Origin of the sequence: Sulfitobacter sp. 1A13679 (genome assembly GCF_043557115.1) — a bacterium.
Lineage (GTDB): Bacteria > Pseudomonadota > Alphaproteobacteria > Rhodobacterales > Rhodobacteraceae > Sulfitobacter > Sulfitobacter faviae.
This window is the reverse complement of record NZ_JBIFFO010000005.1, coordinates 49,895-68,722: the sequence shown is the minus strand read 5'-3', so window position 1 is coordinate 68,722 and position 18,828 is coordinate 49,895. Positions and strand designations below refer to the sequence as shown.

The window sequence follows — 18,828 nt, the reverse complement described above, 5'->3', positions numbered from 1 at the left end:
AAATAGGCGAACAAACGCCCAAGCGCAGCTCCCAGCCCATAAATATCAATGACTTAACTGCCCGTGATCACTTTAACGTAATTGCGGGTTTCCTTGTAGGGCGGGATGCCCCCGTATTTCTTCACCGCCCCCGGCCCCGCGTTATAGGCGGCCAGCGCCAGCTCCCAACTGCCGAAAGCGCGGTACTGCATCTTGAGGTAACGCGCCCCGCCTTCGAGGTTTTGCACCGGATCGGCGGGATCGACACGCAGCGCCCTCGCGGTCTGCGGCATCAGTTGCGCCAGCCCCATCGCCCCCTTGTGCGACAGCGCCTTGGGGTTCCAGCCGCTTTCCTGCTGCACCAGCCGCAAAAACAGATCGACCGGGATGCCATGGCGCGTGGCCGCGGCGCGGGCATGGGTCAGAAAGGCCCCTTTGTAAGACCCGTTGTATTTCGGCACATCCCATTTCGTCGGGGTGACGACCTTGGGCGGTTGCAGCCGCACGGAGGCGGAATATTGTTTGGATGCCCGATTATCGAGGATGCTTTTCTGCGAGGCGAAGAGCCCCGCGCGGTTCTTGCTGGCGAACATATCGGCAGCCGCTGGTACTGCCCCCATCGCGATGATCCCGGCTACCGTCAAACTCACCGCGGCCAGACCGGCCAAAAGTCCCGTCTTTCGCATATCTGCCCCCTGCCGTTGCATTGCGCGCAGTATACTTAAATGCGCCCCTTCTACCAGCCCCCGAAATCCCGGCCATTTCGCGGGCCGTGGCGATGGGCTGCGGGATGGAAAGCCGGTGTCATCCGGCGAACAAGCACGATATAAACAGCCGAATTGGGCGCGCTCGGATTCGCGCCCGACGCAATGACACAGCAATGACAAACGAGGGGGCAAGATGGCCGGCTCAGTGAACAAAGTGATCCTTATCGGCAACCTCGGGCGCGACCCCGAGGTGCGGTCGTTCCAGAACGGCGGCAAAGTGTGCAACCTGCGCATCGCCACCTCGGAGACATGGAAAGACCGCAACACCGGTGAGCGTCGCGAGAAGACCGAATGGCATTCGGTGGCGATCTTCCAAGAGGGGCTCGTTCGCATCGCCGAGCAGTACCTCAAGAAGGGCTCCAAAGTGTATATCGAAGGCCAGTTGCAAACCCGCAAATGGCAGGACCAATCCGGCGCAGACCGCTATAGCACCGAAGTCGTGCTGCAAGGCTTCGGCGGCACGCTGACCATGCTCGACGGTCCCGGCGGCGGCTCCGGCGGCGGCGGTGGTGGCGGCGGCTACGGTGGTGGCGGCGGTGGCGGCTACGGCGGTGGCGGCAACGACTACGGCGGCGGCTATGACAGCGGCCCGTCCTCTTCGGGCGGCGGTGGCGGCGGCGGCAGCCGTGACCTCGATGATGAGATCCCGTTCTGATTTAGACTATTGGGTGGGGCGCTGGAGCGCCCTGCCCGCCTTGAGCGACGGCTCAAGATTACCACCCAGCCCGGAATCAAGCCGAAGGCGCCGGGCCATCGCCTGCCCGCCCCACCGGGTAGGCGATTTGGTGAGGTTAGCCGCGACTTTGCGAACGCACATCACGGTTGAGGCATAAAGTGGCACGAAGCGAGGTTGGATCGCCGACCCGCGGGCAGGCGATGGCCCTCGGCTAGACAGCAGCCTCGCGCAGAGACACGTCTCAGGCCAACTGATCCGAAAATTACCTAGCCCGAATTTTAACTGCAGGCGATGGCCCTTTACGCGAAGCCGTAGCCGTGGGGCTTCAGCCGAGCGCATCCCGCAGCAGCCCAAGCACCTCGGCGTTCTCCACCTCGGCCCCCGCAAAGGCCTGCCCGATGCCGCGTGCCAGAACAAAGCGCAAACGGCCATCGACCACCTTTTTGTCCTGCCCCATAAGCCGTAGCAGTTCCTCGGCTTCAGGCAGATCACCGGGAATGTCGCGCAGGTCGGTCTTCATGCCCATTTGAACCAAATGGGCGCGCAGACGGCTTGGGTCTTCCTGCGGGCAAAGCCCCAGCCGGGCGGAAAGCTCAAAGGCCAACGCACAGCCAATCGCCACCCCTTCGCCATGCAGCAGCCGGTCGGAATAGCCCGTCGCGGCCTCAAGCGCATGGCCGAATGTATGGCCAAGGTTCAAAAGCGCACGGTCGCCCTGCTCGGTCTCGTCGCGCTCCACGATATCGGCTTTCATCTGAACCGACCGGCGCACCGCTTCGATCCGGGCGGCCATATCGCCCGCCGCGAGGGCCGGGCCCTGCGCCTCCAGCCAGTCAAAGAACGCCGCATCGCCAAGCAGCCCGTATTTCACCACCTCACCATAACCGGCAAGGAAATCCCGGTTGGGCATGGTGCCCAACACCTCGGTATCCGCCAGCACGAGGCTGGGCTGGTGGAAGGCCCCGATCAGGTTCTTGCCTTGGCCCGCGTTGATCCCGGTCTTACCGCCCACCGAACTGTCGACCTGCGCCAAAAGAGAGGTGGGGATCTGCACGAAACGCACCCCGCGCCGCAGCACGGCGGCGGCGAACCCCACCAGATCACCGATCACCCCGCCGCCAAAGGCCACGACGATATCGCCGCGCTCCACCTGCTCATCAAGCAGCCAGTCCACGCAGCGCTGAAGATTGGCCCAATCCTTGGTCCCCTCGCCGGGGGCGAGTTCCAGCGCAGACATCGCGATGCCCTCGGCGGCCAATCCCTCCCACAGGGATTGCAGATGCAATGCGGCGACGCGGCTTTCGGTGATGACGGCCACCCGCTTGCGGCGCAGCAGCGGCGCGATCAGCGCGCCGGCATCCCCCAGCAAGCCCGGCCCGATAACCACGTCATACTCCCGCCCCGGCAGGGCGACGGAAACCGTCTCACGCATCCAATCTCTCCAAAACATCGGGCCTTGTCAGCAGCTTGTCGATCACCCGGTTGGCCATGGCGTCAATCGACAGGCGCGGATCGCAGCGCACCGAAAGATCCGCCAGCCGGTAAAGCGGCACCCGGTCGCGATAAAGCGCGGCCAGCGTGGCCTTGGGATCAGCCGTGCGTAGCAGCGGACGGCTGTCCTTGTAGCGCACCCGGTTCCACAGCAGGTCCAAATCCGCATCCAGCCAAAGCGCCACACCGTAAGCCGCGATATTGTCGCGGTTCACCTCGGCCAGAAAGGCACCACCGCCAGTCGAAAGGATGCAACGTTCCTCGGCCAAAAGCCGCGCGATCACTTCGGTCTCGCGTTTGCGAAAGAACGGCTCCCCGTCGCGGATGAAGATCTCGGGCACACTCAGATTGGCCGCCGCTTCGATTTCAGCATCGCTATCCAGAAAGGGCGCGCCCAGTTTGGCCGAGACCGCACGCCCCACCGCCGTCTTGCCCGCGCCCATCATGCCAACCAGCGCCACCGTCTTGTTCAGACGGTAGCGGGGCGGCGTTTCCTCGCCATTGGTCATGCTGTGCTTAATTCCGCTCATTTTTCTCTGAATGACGTGATCTTGGCGAAAAGGCCATATATAGTTTGGCAAAATAGCAGAATTCCGGGCAGGCATAAATCATGGGTAAACTTTTTAAGCTTTTGATATTTCTATTGATTGTCGGCTTCATCGGTCTCGTGGGCTATGCCTATGTCGGGCCTTTCTTTGGCGTGGATTTTTCGCCCGAACAGATTGAGACGCGCCAGCCTGTCACGCTGACAGCGGATTGAGCGGCGTGGCAAACGCCCTGTCCAAAGGCAAACGGGCCCTTTGTGCTGCATTGATCTGCTCGGTCAGCGCCACGGCCCTGCTGGCCGAATCCGAAGAAGACCGAAATCTGGGCCGCGAATCGCGACAGGCGGCTCAGCAGCAAGACCAGCCCCCCGCCGCCAATGATCAGCCGCTTTCGGTGATCGACTGGCTGGGCGCGCAATCGCCGCCCGAAAACCGGCCCAAACGCCCGCCCAATCCGGGCCGGGTGCCGGAACAGCCCGTGGCCGACAGCGCCCTGCCGCCGCCTGTGCAGGTCACGCCCTTGGGCGATGGCGCGCCGCGCCGCATCGGGCTGGTGCCCGGCTCTGTCACCGGGCTGCGCGGGGACATCTGGCTGGGCAGCGACACGACGGCCCTGATCGACCGCATCCGCGATTTGCCGGACCTGCATCTGCCCGCCGCGCAGGCGCTGCTCTACACCGTGCTTCTGGCCGAGGCGCAGGCCCCGCAGGGGGAGGCGCGCAACGGCGATCTTTTGGCGCTGGCGCGGGGCGAAAAGCTGATGGAGCTTGGCGCCCTAGACCCGGCGCTCTCGCTGATCGAGCAGGCCGGGGTGACCACCTCGACCGCGCATTTCGACCTGTGGATGCAGCTTTCCCTGCTCACCGGGACCGAGCATCGCGTCTGCGAGCGGTTGGTGAAATCCCCGCATCTGACCCGCGACTATGGCACCCGGATTTTCTGCAACGCCCGCGCCGGCAATTGGGAGAACGCGGCCCTAACCTTTGGCTCGGCCCAAGCGCTCGGCCTGCTGCCCGAGGCGCAGCTTGAACTCTTCGACCGCTTCCTCAACCCGGATTTCTACGAAGGGGCCGAACCGCTGCGCGTGCCGCGCCAGATGGACCCGATGACCTTCCGCCTGTTCGAAACCATTGGCGAGCCGCTGCCCTCCAACATCCTGCCCCGCGCCTATGCGGTGGCCGATCTGCGCGACATTGCCGGTTGGAAGGCCCAGCTTGAGGCTGCCGAGCGGCTGACCCGCGCGGGCGCCCTACCCGATAACCTGCTGCTGGGGCTTTACACCGATAGGCAGCCCGCCGCCTCTGGCGGGGTCTGGGACCGGGTCGCGGCGCTGCAACGGTTTGAGACGGCCCTGCGCACTGGCAGCGCCGAGGCGGTGGCCAAGACCCTGCCGCCCGCATGGGAGGCGATGCGCGAAGCCTCTCTCGAAGTGGCCTTTGCCGCGCTCTTTGCCGAACCGCTCTCGACCATTCCGCTGGCGGGCCATGCCGCGCGTCTGGCGCGGGATGTGGCGCTGCTATCGCCTGAGTACGAGGCCGCCGCGGCGCGGGTGATCGGCAAGTCCCCCGAGGACGAATTGCTGCGCGCCGTGGCCGTGGGCGACGCGCCCAACGGCCCCGCGCCCGATGCGCCATTGGCCGCCGCGGTGCATGACGCTTTCGCCAATCCCACCCCCCGCGCCGACCTGATGGCGCTGGCGCGGGACAAGGAATTGGGCATGGCGATTTTGCGCCTATTGTCGCTCTTGCATGACGGGGCGAGTGGTGACACATCGGCGCTCCGCGACGCCCTAGCCACCCTACGCGCCCTCGGATTGGAAGACACCGCCCGACGTGCCGCCTTGCAGATTGTATTGCTCCAGCAATGATGATGTCCCAGACCCCGACCTTCCATTGGATCTCCAGCTTTCTGGAGGCCGCCGCCGCCGAACAGGGTGCCGCCACCAACACGCAACTGGCCTATGGCCGCGACCTGAAGGATTTCGATTCCTTTCTGGCGCAGCGCAACCATGATTTCCTGACCGCCAGCCGCGGCGAGGTCGAAGATTACCTTGTTTATTGCGACGCGCAGGGGCTGGCGAAATCCACCCGCGCACGGCGGCTCTCGGCGATCAAACAGCTTTACCGTTTCGCCTTTGAGGAAGGCCTGCGCGAAGACAACCCAGCGGTGCAAATCGCCGGGCCGGGGCAGGACAAACGCCTGCCCAAGATCCTGTCCGAGGAAGAGGTCGACCGGCTGCTCGATGCCGCGCGCAATTCTGGCCGGTCGCTGGCCGATCAGCTGCGCAACACCTGCCTGATGGAGCTGCTTTATGCCACCGGCATGCGGGTCAGTGAATTGGTCAGCCTGCCGGTCAGCGCCGCGCGGGGCGATCCGCGCCTGCTGCTGATCGCAGGCAAAGGGGGCCGCGAACGGCTGGTGCCCCTGTCAGAGCCCGCGCGCGACGCGCTGGCGGCATGGCTCGTGGTGCGCGACAAGGCGGATGAGGCGGCCCAAGCCAAGGGCAAACCGCCCGCGCGGCACCTCTTCCCGTCCCGCGGGGCGACGGGGCATCTGACGCGGCATCGCTTCTATCTGCTAATCAAGGAATTCGCCGTGACCGGCGGCGTGCCCCCCGAGAAAGTCACGCCCCACACCCTGCGCCACGCCTTTGCCACGCATCTGCTGGCCAATGGCGCCGATCTGCGGGCGATCCAGACCATGCTGGGCCACGCCGATGTCGCCACGACCGAGATCTACACCCATGTCTTGGAAGAGCGTCTCTCGGACCTCGTGCTGGAGCGTCACCCCCTCGCCAAGGACGGCACCCGCAATCCCGGCGGCAACACGTCTTCCGAAGGCCAGTAACCGCTTTGTAGCGCGTCTGCATAGGCGCGCGGCAAGCCCGCCTTGGCCATATCGGCTACGGCCCCGGCCACATCGTAACTCAGCCGGTGAAAGCCCACTTCGCCCCCGTCGAGCAGCGCCAGCCGCGTTTGCTGGCCGCCGTCATGGGGCGGCATGCCGATCACGCCTGCGTTGATCCAACGCCCGCGCGCTGTCTCGCGGATGAAGGGCAGACCGGAGTGGCCCGCGATGATGTGATCGACGGGGCCTGCGATGTCTTCCAGCGCCTGCCACTCTTCGTCAAACACCGCCGCCGCACTCTCAGACCAGATGAACCGCGCCACATCGCGCACCCCGCCGTGGATCACGCCATAGCGCTGGCCCTGATGGCAGAACACCGCCACATCCGGCAGGCGACCCATCCAGTCTTTCGCATCCGCGTCCAACTGGCCTGCCGCATGGGCATACCACGCGCCCGAAAGCATGTCGCAACTGCTGCCCGGCGCGAAGCCGCAGCCGCAATCCTCGGCCCCGCTGGCCAGTTGCACTTCGCAATTCCCTGCCACCACGGCACAGCCAAGCGCCCGGATTGCCGCCACGCATTCGCGCGGCGCGCCGCAATAGGCCACCATGTCGCCGGTGCAGATCATCTGCCCCCCGTCGATGCCGCGCGCCGCGGCGAAAGCCGCCAGCGCCTCGACCGCCTGAAGGTTGGAATAGGGCCCACCGAACAACAGCACCGGCCCGTCCAAAACCCCAAGCTCCGCACAGTTGATTTTCGCCTGCATCGCACCACCCTGCCCCGTTGCAACCCTTGAATGACGCAGCCCCTGCGCCCATAACATTCGCAACACATAATGGATGGATTTAGACCTCATGGAAACGGGCCCCGCCCTTTTTGACACCGCTTTCTGGATCAGCACCGGAATTATCCTGTTCCTCCTTGTCCTCTCGGGCTTCTTCTCGGGCTCCGAGACCGCGCTGACCGCCGCCTCGCGCGGCAAGCTGCGGGCGCAGGCCGACAAGGGCGCAAGCGGCGCGATCCGCGCGCTCAAGATCACCGAGGATAACGAGCGGCTAATCGGCTCGGTCCTTTTGGGCAACAACTTGGTCAACATCCTTGCCGCCTCTATGGCGACGGCGCTGTTTACGCGGCTCTTCGGTGAAAGCGGCGTGGCGCTGGCGACGCTGGTGATGACGCTTCTGGTGCTCGTCTTTGCCGAGGTACTGCCCAAGACCTATGCCATCACCAATGCCGAAACGGCGGCGGCGCTGGTCTCGCGCCCGATCAGCATCGTGGTGCTTGTCTTCTCGCCCGTGGTGACGGCGGTGCGCTATTTCGTGCGCGGGGTGCTGCGGCTATTCGGCGTGCAGATCGACCCCGACAGCAACATTCTGGCGGTGCGCGAGGAAATCGCCGGAGCGCTGCAATTGGGCCATTCCGAAGGCGTCGTCGAAAAGGAAGACCGCGACCGTATTTTGGGCGCGCTCGACCTGCGTGAACGCGCGGTCGAAGAGGTCATGCTGCACCGCTCGGGGATCGAGATGATCGACGCGGATTCAGACCCGACCGACATCATGGAGAAATGCCTGCAATCGAACCACACCCGCCTGCCGGTCTTTCGCGATGACCCGGAAAACATCATCGGCGTGATCCATGCCAAGGACCTGTTGCGCGCCATGTACAAGTTGATCGGCGGCCCCAAGGGCGATGCCGCAGCGCTCAACGGGTTCAACGTGGCCGATGTGGTGATGAAACCCTATTTCGTGCCCGAAACCTCGACCCTGGACGAACAGATGCGCCAGTTCCTGCGCCGTCGCACGCATTTTGCGCTGGTGGTGGACGAATATGGCTCGCTCCAAGGGCTGATCACGCTTGAAGACATTCTCGAAGAAATCGTGGGCGAGATCACGGATGAGTTTGACCCCGATGCGGATCACCCGCTGAAACAGTCGGACGACGGGCATCTGATGGTGGAAGGCGCGATGACGATCCGTGACCTCAACCGCGCGACCGATTGGTCCCTGCCCGATGATGAGGCCAATACTGTGGCCGGGCTGGTGATCCATGAGGCGCAGATGATCCCCACCGTGGGGCAGGTCTTCTCCTTCCACAACTTCCGCTTTGAGGTGATCGAGCGGGATGGCAACCGGATCACCCAGCTTAAGATCCGCCCCCTCTGATCCGGCTTAGGCCGGGGTGTCCACCGCGGCCTGCACGTCCTTGCAGGCGGCGGACCAGATGCGCGCGCGGTCGGGGCCGAAGGGCACCTCTTCAAAGGCCCGGCGCAGGTGATCCTCTGCCGCGTCACGGGCGGCGGCCGACAGGCCGGGGTCGGGGTGCTGCATCAGCCCTGTCAGCACCTCTTGCAAGACCATCTGCACATCGACGACCGAGGCGCCATCGCGGGCCAGTGCGCCAAACCCGTCTTCGATCAGCGCGTCCGCCGGGATCGGCGGGATATGCAGGTTCGGCAGCGCGACCTTGCCGCCCGGCTTTGCCTCATCTGAATAATAGGACAGCACGCGCCCGATGCGAGTGATCACGTCAATCGCCGTGCCGCCATCGTTGATCCCCGGCGACAGCGCCTTGGAGGCAACCTCGCCCAGTACCCGCAGGCCGAAACGCGGGTCTTGGTCAAAGGTGCGCAGATCGCCCAGTTGCACGGTCTCCAAAACCTTTTGCTCTAGACTGTCCCAATCATGTTCCGCGTCCTGCGGGCTGCCCCGCCGGGTGACCATGACCAGAGGCTCACCGACAAAGACGAAATCACCGATCCGCCTCGGCAGATAGATCGCAACGCCGTGCTCGCGCGCCTGCTGGTCCAGCGCCTCGGGGTAGATATGTTGGATATAGCCGCTTTCGGGGGCAAAGATCGGGCGGGCCTCATCGGGCACCGTGCCGGTCAGGGGATGGCCGCCCATGCAGGGCGTCTTTAGACGCTCCTTGAACAATGAGGTGGTCACCGCCTCGATCTGGCGGGTCGTGTCGATCAGGCTGCCGAAGCTTTGCAGATGCAGCACCCAGCGGATCAGGAAAATCACGATGATCGCCAGCACCAGTACCGTGGTCAGGAACAGCACGAAAGAGCGTTCGTCGATATAGATGCCCAACTCGCGCATGATGATCGCCACTAGCGCATAGACATAGGCGCCGATAAAGACCGCCAGCGTATTCTGGGTGGTGCGGTCCTGAATGATCAGCCGATGCGCTCGTGGCGTGAATTGCGCCGAGGAGGCCCGGTAGACCGTGACCATGATCGTAATCGAAAAGATCGTGACCGCCAGCATCGCATCGGCGATGATCTGCAACAGACGGTCCGCCGCTTCGCCGGTCAACCTCGTGGCGACTTCCTTGGGCACCAAGGGCTCAAAAAGCTGGGTCAGCCCGAGGGCGACAAAGGCCAGCAACCCCATGAAAACCACCCGCACCCAAAGTTTGCGAGAATATTCGCGGGCTTTGCGAAACAGCGTGTGCGGGATCAGGTCCTTGATATTCATGGGGAAAGGGTAGCACGAAAAAGCGCCCTGCCAACGGCGGTTTAGCGGAATTTGCACTCTGGCCCGGCGCGGAACGCCGCCCGACGGCGCGGGGGCAAGAAAGCTCTTATCCTCGCCCCCCGTGCCCGGTAGGTTGGGCGGCATGACGATAGCCCCTTTGCCCGTGATCCTCCTCGCCGCCGGTGCCTCCACTCGGATGCGGGGGCGTGACAAATTGATGGAAGATATCGGAGGTGAGCCCTTGCTGCGCCGTCGGGCACGGCTGGCGCAGGGCATTGGCCCCGTCACCGTCGCCCTGCCGCCCGCGCCGCACCCGCGCTACAGGGCGCTTAGCGGGTTGGACATCACGCCGCTGCCCGTTCCCGAGGCCGCAGAGGGCATGGGCGCCAGCCTGCGCCGCGCCTTTGCCGCCCTGCCGTTGGACACGCCCGCCGCCATGGTGCTGCTGGCCGATATGCCCGCGCTTGAGGCCAGCGATCTTGCCCGCCTCGCGGCTGCGGTGGACCTGACGGGCGAGACCCTGATCTGGCGCGCGACCACGGCGGACGGCAAGCCCGGTCATCCCATCGTCTTTGCCGCCGCGCTTTTCGATCAGCTGAAACAGCTGCGCGGCGATGACGGGGGCCGCGCGGTTGTGCGCGCTGCCGCAGACCGGATGCAGCTTGTGCCCCTGCCCGGCCAGCGCGCGCGGCGCGACCTCGACACGCCCGAGGACTGGGCGGCGTGGCGCGCAGAGCAGGAATAGCCCGCAGATGAAAAAAACGGGGCGGTCGCCCGCCCCGTTTTCAAACTGTGTCACGCTCGGCTCGTGCCGGATTACTTCACCAGCAGGCTGGCCTCGTGCTTTTTCAGCGAACGGCGCGCGGCGGTATAGCCTTCGATCCCGTCTTTCGTCGCCAGTTCGGGGAACAGTTCAAAAATTTCCTGACGCTGCTCTTCGCCGATACCGGCCAGCGACATGTCACCGGGCTGGAAGCTCTCGGTCCATGTCCCGTCGGAGAGGATCACCTCGTGACGGTCGAACATCACATGGATGTAGCTGGTGCCCGAAACCTCGACCACGTCGATGCCTTCCATCCCGGTCAGGTGTTTCGCCGCAACGAGCACCTCACGCTCTTCGAAATAAAGCGCGGTCTTCTCGTTGGCGACCAAGACGCGGTGGTTGGGGCTGACCATCATGTCACGCTCGGGCAGATCGTTGCCAAGCGCACCTTTGCGGATCAGCACCGGCTTGAGATGGGCGGCCATTTCGAACTCGGCCCCGGTCATCTCACGCGCGCCGACCCAGCGGATCGTCTGGATGCCGTTGTCGCGGGTGATGACACGGTCACCGACCTGAAGCGCCTCGACCGGCACCTCACCGCGCGGTGTGGCGATCTTGGTCCCCGGGGTGAAACAGGGGATCACATTCTCAATCTCAACAAAGTTCAGACGCCCGGCATCGCTGCCATCTTGGTTGAAGTAGTCAACAAAACCGTCTTCGCGGTCGTCGGAGGTATAGGTGATCTCCAGACGGCCACCCTCGGGGGCAGAGCCGCGCAGGTCGAGCGTGTCGTAATCCACGCCCGCGCTGCCACCATCGACATCATCGCCTGCGTTGACGTTGACGAAGCTGTCTTGATCGGCACCGCCGGTCATCACGTCGACCCCTGCGCCACCGTCGAGCAGATCGTCGCCCCGACCGCCTTGCAGTTCGTCGTCGCCTTCGCCGCCCATCAGAGTGTCATTCTCACCGCCACCGTCGAGCAGGTCATTGCCTTCGCCGCCGACCAGCAGGTCGTCGTCCCGGTTGCCGCGCAGGGTGTCGTCTCCGGTGCCGCCGTCAAGCTCGTCATTGCCCTGACCGCCCGAGAGGCTGTCATTGCCCTGACCGCCCAGCAGCGTGTCGTCGCCGGTGTTGCCCGAGATGACGTCATCGTCGATCTGGCCGTCGATATAGTCATCGCCCGAGCCGCCGCGCAGCATGTCCGCATCGTCGGCGCCATAGATCACGTCATTGCCCGCGCCACCGTCGACCGTGTCCATCCCGTTGTTCGGGTTGCGGTCGGGGGTGAAGGGGTTGGACGCATCCTCTTCGTCGGGGATGTCGAGCACGTCGAGACCCAGATCGGGGTCGTTGCCCGCATAGATCGTGTCGTTGCCAGCGCCGCCGAGCAGGCTGTCGTTGCCCTCGCCGCCGACGATCCGGTCGTCGCCGTCACCGCCGTCGACGATATCGTCGTCGATGCCAGCGTTGATCACGTCATCGCCGGTGCCGCCGGTGATGGTGTCGCGGTCATCGCCGGTGCTGATCGTGTCATTGCCCCCCCCGCCATCGACAGAGTCGCGGTCATTCTCTGGGTCGGCGTCGGGGTCAAAGCCCAGATCGTCGCTGTCGCTTTCCGGGTAGCCCAGATCGGGGGCGAGGTCATCGCTGCCGGTGGTGATCATGTCATCACCCTCACCGCCCTCGACCACGTCGGAGCCTGCGCCAGCCTCGACGATATCATCGCCGTCGCCCGCCAGAATTGTGTCGTCGCCGTCACCCGCGCGAACATAGTCGTCGTCGCCTTCCGCATCGGGCAGGATCGCGTCGTCATTGTCGATCATGTCGCCATCGGGGTCGCCGGTATAGGCGGTGTCGATCAAGTCTGCGCCCGCTGTGCCGTCGACATAGCCGTCACGGGTCGAACCGCCGTCGCCCACCGTCACGGTCACCGAGCCTTCGTCGGTCAGGCCGTCGGGGTCTGCCACGGTATAGGTGATCGTCGCGTCACCGGTGAAATCGTCATTGGCGACAAAGGTGATGGTGCCATCGTCGTTGATGGTCACGGTGCCATCATCGCTCGACGCATCTGTCACGCTCAGGGTGTCGCCGTCCACATCGGTGTCATTGTCCAGAACCGGGATCACGACCGGATCGGTGCCGGTGGTGTCGGCGGTATCGTCATTGGCGACGGGGGCGTCGTTCACCGGGTTCACGGTGACATTCACGGTACCGGTGTCGGTGCCGCCATTGCCGTCATCCACGGTGTAGGTGATGGTCGTGTCGCCGTTGAAATCCGCGTCGGGCGTGAAGGTCAGCGTGCCATCGTCATTGATGACGACCGGGCCCGCCGGGCAGGTTGCCATGGTGACGGTCAGCGTATCGCCATCGCTGTCGCTGTCATTGCCCAGCACGTCGACGGTGCCAGAGGTGTCTTCGTCGATCTCAAGCACATCGTCTTCGGCCACGGGCGCGTCATTGCCGCCGCCCTGCGGTTGGCCATCGTCGAAAACCAGATTGTCGATCGCGCCCGAGCCTTCGAAACGCACTTCGAAACGCGACACGCCATCAATGTTGAACTGAACGAAACGCTCACCGCCATCGCCGGTGGGCTGCACATAATGGTTTTGGATCACATCGCCATTGTCATCGTAAAAGAAGACACGGGTGCCTTCCCCGCCGGTCTCTTCGATGTCTTTGAAGGTCACGCCCTTCATGCGCACCATATCATCGAAGTCAAAGAACAAGCTGCCGCCGCCGGCGTTGTCGTCCGGGTCGCTTTGGTCGCCATCTTCGGAGACGATCAACAGCCCCTCAAGCGTGTCGGAGGCCAGATCGCTGTCGCCGCCCGTGGGGTTGCTGCTGTCAAAGATCATCGCATCGCCAGAACCGCCGCTGGCCGAAACCGTAACGCCCAGATCCGCATATTCGTCGTCAATGATGGTGCCTGCGCTGAACGCATTGAAATCAAGTGTTCTAATCATTGTGAAATCTCCTGAGCGGTGTTGCACGCGGCGCGCAACGCGGCCGTCTTGGAAGTGGATGCTGTTTCAATTTGAGGAATGGAGCGCCGAACGGCAGAGCGGTCGAACCGGGCATTTCTTGCCCCGCAGAAGGCCAGTGGCAGGGCCTGTCGCTTATGTATCATCTCGTCTCTCCCTCCGTTCACACGCGCCCCGCTGGCAGAAATCCAGATCGAGCGGCACGCATCCTGCGCAACGAAGGGGAAGAGCCGGAACATGGCCCACAGCCGAGGCGCGGCGCGCTTCGGTATGTTGTGCTTACGGTCGCAAACTTGCGGCGTATCCACATTTCCCGCATCCCTGATGCGCCTAATGCGGCCGCCCCCGTGACCTACAGACTTCTATGCCCCCCAGTTGGGCACCTATAGGAATAGCCCTCCTATACGAATGGACAAAGCAAAAAATGTTTGAAAATTGCCGGAACCAATTGAAGTTTTGCCGCAATTCAGGTGGTTTAGCGCGACTTTCGGGCGGGATTGTTTCCGGCGCACCCCGCGCCGGAATCCCGAATCGCCATAGAATTAAGGTGAATTAACGCCTGCGCGGGACGACTGCATCGATCCCTCGGTCAAGACTGTTTCGCATTGCGCGACAATGCCGCCGCAAATCAGCCGCATCTGCGCCGCCTTGTTTTCGTCATTCTTTTCGATTGCTTGTTCACCGGCTGGAACCAATCGCCCGCAAACCTGCGGAACTGGTGACGAAACCACAGGCGACCCGCCTTATTCCCGCCGAATCGATTCCTCGCGGCATTGAGCGCGCGCGGGGGCGAAGGCCGCGCGCGTCACGGGCGATTCATGGTGAGCGCTCCGCCCGTCATCCCGTGCCGAGATAGACCGCGGAGAAAATGCAATTGCCAGCCGCGAAGGCCACCCAAACAACCGCCCCTTTCCGTTCGATCGACCGCGCCAAAATGCGCCAAATCCGACTCTCAAAACGACATTTCAGATGCTACAAACGACACCGCGCCGGGCGGGCGGAAACCTCAGCCATAGTGGGCTCTGCGCCCCGCACATGCGGCAGGGTGTCGCACCCCTATTTCACCCTATTGCAAAGCTCGCTCGGGTGGACCAAATGCGCGGCATGTTGATGTATGCTGTTCATAAGAGGCGCCCGCGCAAACCGGGCACGCTGCTGAACCGCCGGTAACCCCGGTCGGACAGGCCGATCCGCCTGTTTAGACCATCGGGGTTCCAACTGACTTTCCGGATCACACTCGGGATGAGACCCACACAACCGACCCGGCCCGGCCTTCTGGCACTGACCGTCGTCTCTTGCGGATCCTTCCCACTTCGACCTTTTTGATATGGAGCATGCCATGCATTTCCGCCTGCTGAAAAACACCAACCAGATCGCCGGGATGCCCGGAACCGCCTTTAACGGCAGCATCGGTCAAGTCGCCAATGCCGAGGGTTTGGCCCTTGTTGCCATGCTGCGCCGTGCGCTGCGCGACACCGCACGTCGCTGGGAGCGTAACCGCACGCTGTCGACCTTGAACGCGATGGACGACCGTCTGCTTCAGGATATCGGCCTGAACCGCAAAGACATCCCCCAGCACATCCGCGACATGGAAAGTTTTTCCCGCCGCTGAATGCTCTGGCCCGCGCCCCGCGTGAGGGGCCATGCCGACCCTTAAAAATATGGCGTTCTGCATGGGAACGCCGGATATAGCGGCATCGCGTCAGGCCCGGCGCGGTGCCCGTTCTTGCGTCTTGCGCCCGGCAATCGTGTTGCACAGGGGCGCATGATTTGTTTTCATATCTCCAGCAAACCCACCCATCGAAAGCTGCCGCGCCTATCGCGCGACCGGCTCCTTCTTGATGGAAAGGGGCAAAGATCAGCGGTGCGCGGCTGCGCGACACTGCGGATACAATAGAGGAGATATCACTATGAAACGCTATTTGCTTGGCACGGCCTTTGCCGTTGCAACCCCGATGGCCGCCGCCGCACAGGACTGTGGCGAAGTCTCGATCGCGGAAATGAACTGGGCTTCGGCGCAGATCGTCACCGCCGTCACCGAATTCCTGCTGACACAGGGCTATTCCTGCGACGTGACCGTGGTGCCTTCGGACACCACTCCCGCCGTGACCTCCCTGTCCGAGAACAACGAGCCGGACATCGTGCCCGAACTGTGGCCGAACTCCGCCGGTGACGCTTACAAAAAGCTGAAAGCGGACGGCAAGATTGTTGAGCTGACTTCCGTGCTCGATCCCGGTGGCGTCGAAGGCTGGTGGATCCCCACCTATCTGGCCGAAGAGCACCCCGAGCTGAAGACCATCGAAGGCATCTTGGAAAACCCCGAACTGGTCGGCGGCATGTTCAACAACTGCCCCGATGGCTGGGGCTGCCGCGTGGTGAGCGACAACCTCGCGCGGGCCTATGACCTCGAAGGCAACGGCATCGAAGTCTTCAACCACGGCTCGGGTGAGACGATGGTGACCTCGATGGCGTCGGCTTATGAGAGCCAAGAGCCTTGGTTCGGCTACTACTGGGCGCCCACCACCCCGCTTGGCAAATACGACATGACCAGCGTCGATCTGGGCGAATATGACGAAGCCGCGCATAACGCCAACCAGAACGCCGACACGCCGGACCCCAAGCCTTCGGCCTTCCCGACCGCGCCGGTGCTGACCGTCATGACCAAGGATTTCCACGACGAGAACCCCGAGATCGCGGAGTTCATCGGCAATGTGACCTTCAAGACCGACGAGATGAGCAAGCTGCTGGCATGGCAGGGTGAAAACAACGCCTCCAACGAGGAAGCGGCGGTGTATTTCCTGCAAAACAACAAGGACGTCTGGGCCGAATGGCTGAGCGATGACGCCCGTGGCAACCTGTCCAAGCTGCTTGAGCAGTAAGACAGACTGACCGAAACGACGGGCGGGGAACTCATCAGGGTTTCCCGCCCGTTCGTTTCGATGACCGGCGGCTAGACTTACGTCTTTTCATACCGACTGCACCTTGGCCCCTTTGGCCCGATGCGCAGTTCCTTTGTAAGGACATAGGTTTGGATTGCCGCCACTGCATGGGGCAGCCCGACGCCGCGCGGCCTGCGCGGCGCCCCGGCCCCCTCCCCGAAAGCAAACGGTCTGATGCAGGCCGGGAAAGCGACAGATGGCAACCTACGACAATCTCTTTGACACGCTCGGCCTGCGGGACTGGTGCGGCGACGATCAAGGCGGCGGGCTCAGCTCCATGGCCGACCTCATGGGCCAAGCGGGCGGTGATACCGACACCACGCTTTGGGACATGCCCTTCCCCTCTCTGGATGCGCTGCACGACAGTTGCGACGCCATCCCACAATCGCGCGACCTGACCCAAGGGCTGGAGCAAGGCTTCCTTGCCATCAAGGACAGTCTCAAAGTTGTTGTCGACCCGCTGACACAGCCGCTGAGCTGGGCGCTGGAGAACGCGCTTTGGCTGATGCAATCGGTGCCGTGGTTCGTGATGATCCCGCTTTTGATGGCAATCACCTATGCCGTGGGCCGTTCGCTCAAGCTGGTGGGTCTCGTGGCGCTGGTTTTTGGCTTCCTCGCCTTCATCGACTTTTACGAACACACCATGCAGACGCTGGCGATCATCTTTGTCTGCGCCTTCATCTGCGTACTTTTGGGCGTGCCCATCGGCATCGCCATGTCGCGCAGTGACAGGGTGCAACGCTCGATGATCCCGGTGCTGGACATGCTCCAGACCCTGCCGCCCTTCGTCTACCTGATCCCGCTGATCTTCCTCTTTTCGGTGACCGAGCCCAAGCTCTACGGCATCGCGATCATCCTCTATGCCATCGTCCCGGTGGTGCGCCTGACTGACCTCGGCATCCGCCTGGTCGATAAAGACGTGATCGAGGCCGCCGACGCCTTTGGCATGACCAACCGCCAAAAGCTCTACAAGGTGCAGATCCCGCTGGCGCTGCCCAACATCATGGCCGGTGTGAACCAGACCATCATGATGAGCCTTGCCATGGTCGTGATCGCCTCGCTCGTGTCCGCCCCCGGCCTTGGCGTGCTGGTGCTGCGCGGCATTCGCAGCCTTGAGTTGGGCGTGGGCCTCCTGTCGGGTCTGGGGATCGTGCTGCTTGCGATCATCCTTGACCGGGTCACCAAAGCCGCGCTCGCGCGGATCAACGCGGCGCAGAAGTGAGGCCAGACATGACAGACGACATCAAGATTTCCGTCCGCAACCTCTATAAGATCTTCGGCGACGACCCCAAAATGGCGCTGGAGAAAGTCCGCGGGGGGATGAGCAAAGCCGACCTTCAGGCCGAGACGGGCCATGTGCTGGGCCTTAATGACATTAACGTGGATATGCCTGCGGGCAAGACGACGGTGATCATGGGCCTGTCGGGCTCGGGCAAATCGACGCTGATCCGCCACCTCAACCGGCTGATCGACCCCACGGCGGGTGAGGTCATCGTGAACGGCGAGAACATCCTTGACTATAACGAGCGTCGCCTGCGCCAGTTGCGCAAGCACGACATGTCGATGGTGTTCCAGAAGTTCGCCCTGCTGCCCCACCGCACGGTGCTGGAAAACACCGGGCTAAGCTGGGAGATCGAAGGCAAAAGCCGCAGCAAATACGCGGATGAGGCCACCAAATGGCTCAACCGCGTCGGGCTGGAAGGGCAAGGGGAGCAATATCCAGCACAGCTCTCCGGCGGGATGCAGCAGCGGGTGGGCATCGCCCGCGCGCTGACCTCGAACTCGGACGTGATGCTGATGGACGAGGCTTTCTCGGCACTCGACCCGCTGATCCGCACCGACATGCAGGATCTGCTGATCGAATTGCAGGAAGAACTGCATAAGACCGTGATCTTCATCACCCACGATCTGGACGAGGCGCTGAAACTGGCGGATCATCTGGTGATCCTCAAAGACGGGTTCATCGTCCAACAGGGCGAGCCGCAGCATATCCTGCTGAACCCCAACGATCCCTATATCGAAGCTTTCGTCAGCGACATCAACCGCGCCCGCGTGCTGCGCGTCCGCTCGGTCATGGAGAAGACCGATGTACCGCCCACGGATGTCGCCGGTGAGGTTGATTTCGACGACACGCTGGAAAGCATCATTGCCGTTTCCGGCGGGGACACCACCAACAACTACCGCGTCATGCGCGAAGGCAAACAGGTCGGCGTGCTGCATATGCGCGATCTGGTGCGCGCGCTGGTGCCGCGTCACCCCGGCGAGGCGGCGTAATAACCTCGCGGCAACCTGACAGCCGCAAGACGAGACCAGGAAAGGGGCAGCACCCGGCCAGAGCGCCGTTGCTGCCCTTTTTG

16 protein-coding genes are annotated in these 18,828 nt (G+C 63.3%); 10 read left to right on the top strand and 6 right to left on the bottom strand.

Annotated features, from left to right (window positions below; genetic code table 11):
- Positions 1-53: 53 nt before the first annotated feature.
- Complete coding sequence (locus tag ACGYLA_RS05730; protein ID WP_394408923.1) at positions 54-599, bottom strand: lytic transglycosylase domain-containing protein; 546 nt, start codon at positions 597-599, stop codon at positions 54-56.
- 280 nt (positions 600-879) lie between these two features.
- Here ACGYLA_RS05730 and ACGYLA_RS05725 point away from each other — a divergent pair, with 280 nt between their 5' ends.
- Positions 880-1,401, top strand: a complete 522-nt coding sequence (locus ACGYLA_RS05725; RefSeq protein WP_394431005.1) for a single-stranded DNA-binding protein — start codon at positions 880-882, stop codon at positions 1,399-1,401.
- Between the two features lie 346 nt (positions 1,402-1,747).
- On the opposite strand, the gene aroB is transcribed toward ACGYLA_RS05725, so the two are convergent.
- Positions 1,748-2,854: a 3-dehydroquinate synthase gene (gene aroB / locus ACGYLA_RS05720; protein WP_394431003.1), complete on the bottom strand. Its 1,107-nt coding sequence runs from the start codon at positions 2,852-2,854 to the stop codon at positions 1,748-1,750.
- Positions 2,847-3,443 carry a shikimate kinase gene (locus tag ACGYLA_RS05715; RefSeq protein WP_394431001.1) on the bottom strand — a complete coding sequence of 199 codons (597 nt, stop codon included), beginning with the start codon at positions 3,441-3,443 and terminating at the stop codon, positions 2,847-2,849. Before ACGYLA_RS05715 ends, aroB begins: the two co-directional genes overlap by 8 nt.
- A gap of 80 nt (positions 3,444-3,523) precedes the next feature.
- Here ACGYLA_RS05715 and ACGYLA_RS05710 point away from each other — a divergent pair, with 80 nt between their 5' ends.
- The 3 genes from ACGYLA_RS05710 to ACGYLA_RS05700 are packed head-to-tail and all read left to right on the top strand — an operon-like array spanning position 3,524 to position 6,305.
- On the top strand, positions 3,524-3,673 hold the full coding sequence (locus ACGYLA_RS05710) for a hypothetical protein (protein WP_007120408.1): 150 nt from the start codon (positions 3,524-3,526) through the stop codon (positions 3,671-3,673).
- A gap of 5 nt (positions 3,674-3,678) precedes the next feature.
- Complete coding sequence (locus ACGYLA_RS05705; protein ID WP_394430999.1) at positions 3,679-5,325, top strand: hypothetical protein; 1,647 nt, start codon at positions 3,679-3,681, stop codon at positions 5,323-5,325.
- The gene (locus tag ACGYLA_RS05700) at positions 5,322-6,305 is read left to right on the top strand and encodes a site-specific tyrosine recombinase XerD (RefSeq protein ID WP_136720301.1); all 984 of its coding nucleotides are present in this window, start codon (positions 5,322-5,324) and stop codon (positions 6,303-6,305) included. Before ACGYLA_RS05705 ends, ACGYLA_RS05700 begins: the two co-directional genes overlap by 4 nt.
- Here the strand turns inward: ACGYLA_RS05700 and ACGYLA_RS05695 are convergent.
- Complete coding sequence (locus ACGYLA_RS05695) at positions 6,242-7,072, bottom strand: metallophosphoesterase family protein (RefSeq protein WP_394430997.1); 831 nt, start codon at positions 7,070-7,072, stop codon at positions 6,242-6,244. The two genes, ACGYLA_RS05700 and ACGYLA_RS05695, sit on opposite strands and share 64 nt — an antisense overlap.
- Positions 7,073-7,160: 88 nt before the next feature.
- Here ACGYLA_RS05695 and ACGYLA_RS05690 point away from each other — a divergent pair, with 88 nt between their 5' ends.
- The gene (locus ACGYLA_RS05690) at positions 7,161-8,468 is read left to right on the top strand and encodes an HlyC/CorC family transporter (protein ID WP_394430995.1); all 1,308 of its coding nucleotides are present in this window, start codon (positions 7,161-7,163) and stop codon (positions 8,466-8,468) included.
- Positions 8,469-8,474: 6 nt separating this feature from the next.
- On the opposite strand, the gene ACGYLA_RS05685 is transcribed toward ACGYLA_RS05690, so the two are convergent.
- Positions 8,475-9,785 (bottom strand): DUF2254 domain-containing protein, encoded by a 1,311-nt coding sequence (locus ACGYLA_RS05685; RefSeq protein ID WP_394430993.1) that lies wholly within the window; start codon positions 9,783-9,785, stop codon positions 8,475-8,477.
- A 142-nt stretch (positions 9,786-9,927) separates the two neighbouring features.
- On the opposite strand from ACGYLA_RS05685, the gene ACGYLA_RS05680 reads away from it, so the two are divergent.
- Positions 9,928-10,530, top strand: coding sequence for an NTP transferase domain-containing protein (locus tag ACGYLA_RS05680; protein WP_394430991.1), 603 nt, complete (start codon positions 9,928-9,930; stop codon positions 10,528-10,530).
- A 71-nt stretch (positions 10,531-10,601) separates the two neighbouring features.
- On the opposite strand, the gene ACGYLA_RS05675 is transcribed toward ACGYLA_RS05680, so the two are convergent.
- A complete protein-coding gene (locus tag ACGYLA_RS05675; RefSeq protein ID WP_394430989.1) occupies positions 10,602-13,514 on the bottom strand; it encodes a Hint domain-containing protein in 2,913 nt (970 codons plus the stop codon).
- Positions 13,515-14,871: 1,357 nt separating this feature from the next.
- On the opposite strand from ACGYLA_RS05675, the gene ACGYLA_RS05670 reads away from it, so the two are divergent.
- From ACGYLA_RS05670 to ACGYLA_RS05655, 4 genes are all read left to right on the top strand, one after another.
- Positions 14,872-15,144: a DUF1127 domain-containing protein gene (locus tag ACGYLA_RS05670; RefSeq protein ID WP_169306066.1), complete on the top strand. Its 273-nt coding sequence runs from the start codon at positions 14,872-14,874 to the stop codon at positions 15,142-15,144.
- Between the two features lie 298 nt (positions 15,145-15,442).
- Positions 15,443-16,411, top strand: a complete 969-nt coding sequence (locus tag ACGYLA_RS05665; RefSeq protein WP_067268365.1) for an ABC transporter substrate-binding protein — start codon at positions 15,443-15,445, stop codon at positions 16,409-16,411.
- Positions 16,412-16,667: 256 nt separating this feature from the next.
- A complete protein-coding gene (locus ACGYLA_RS05660) occupies positions 16,668-17,693 on the top strand; it encodes a proline/glycine betaine ABC transporter permease (protein ID WP_271693596.1) in 1,026 nt (341 codons plus the stop codon).
- A gap of 8 nt (positions 17,694-17,701) precedes the next feature.
- Positions 17,702-18,745 (top strand): glycine betaine/L-proline ABC transporter ATP-binding protein, encoded by a 1,044-nt coding sequence (locus ACGYLA_RS05655; RefSeq protein ID WP_394430987.1) that lies wholly within the window; start codon positions 17,702-17,704, stop codon positions 18,743-18,745.
- Positions 18,746-18,828 lie beyond the last annotated feature (83 nt).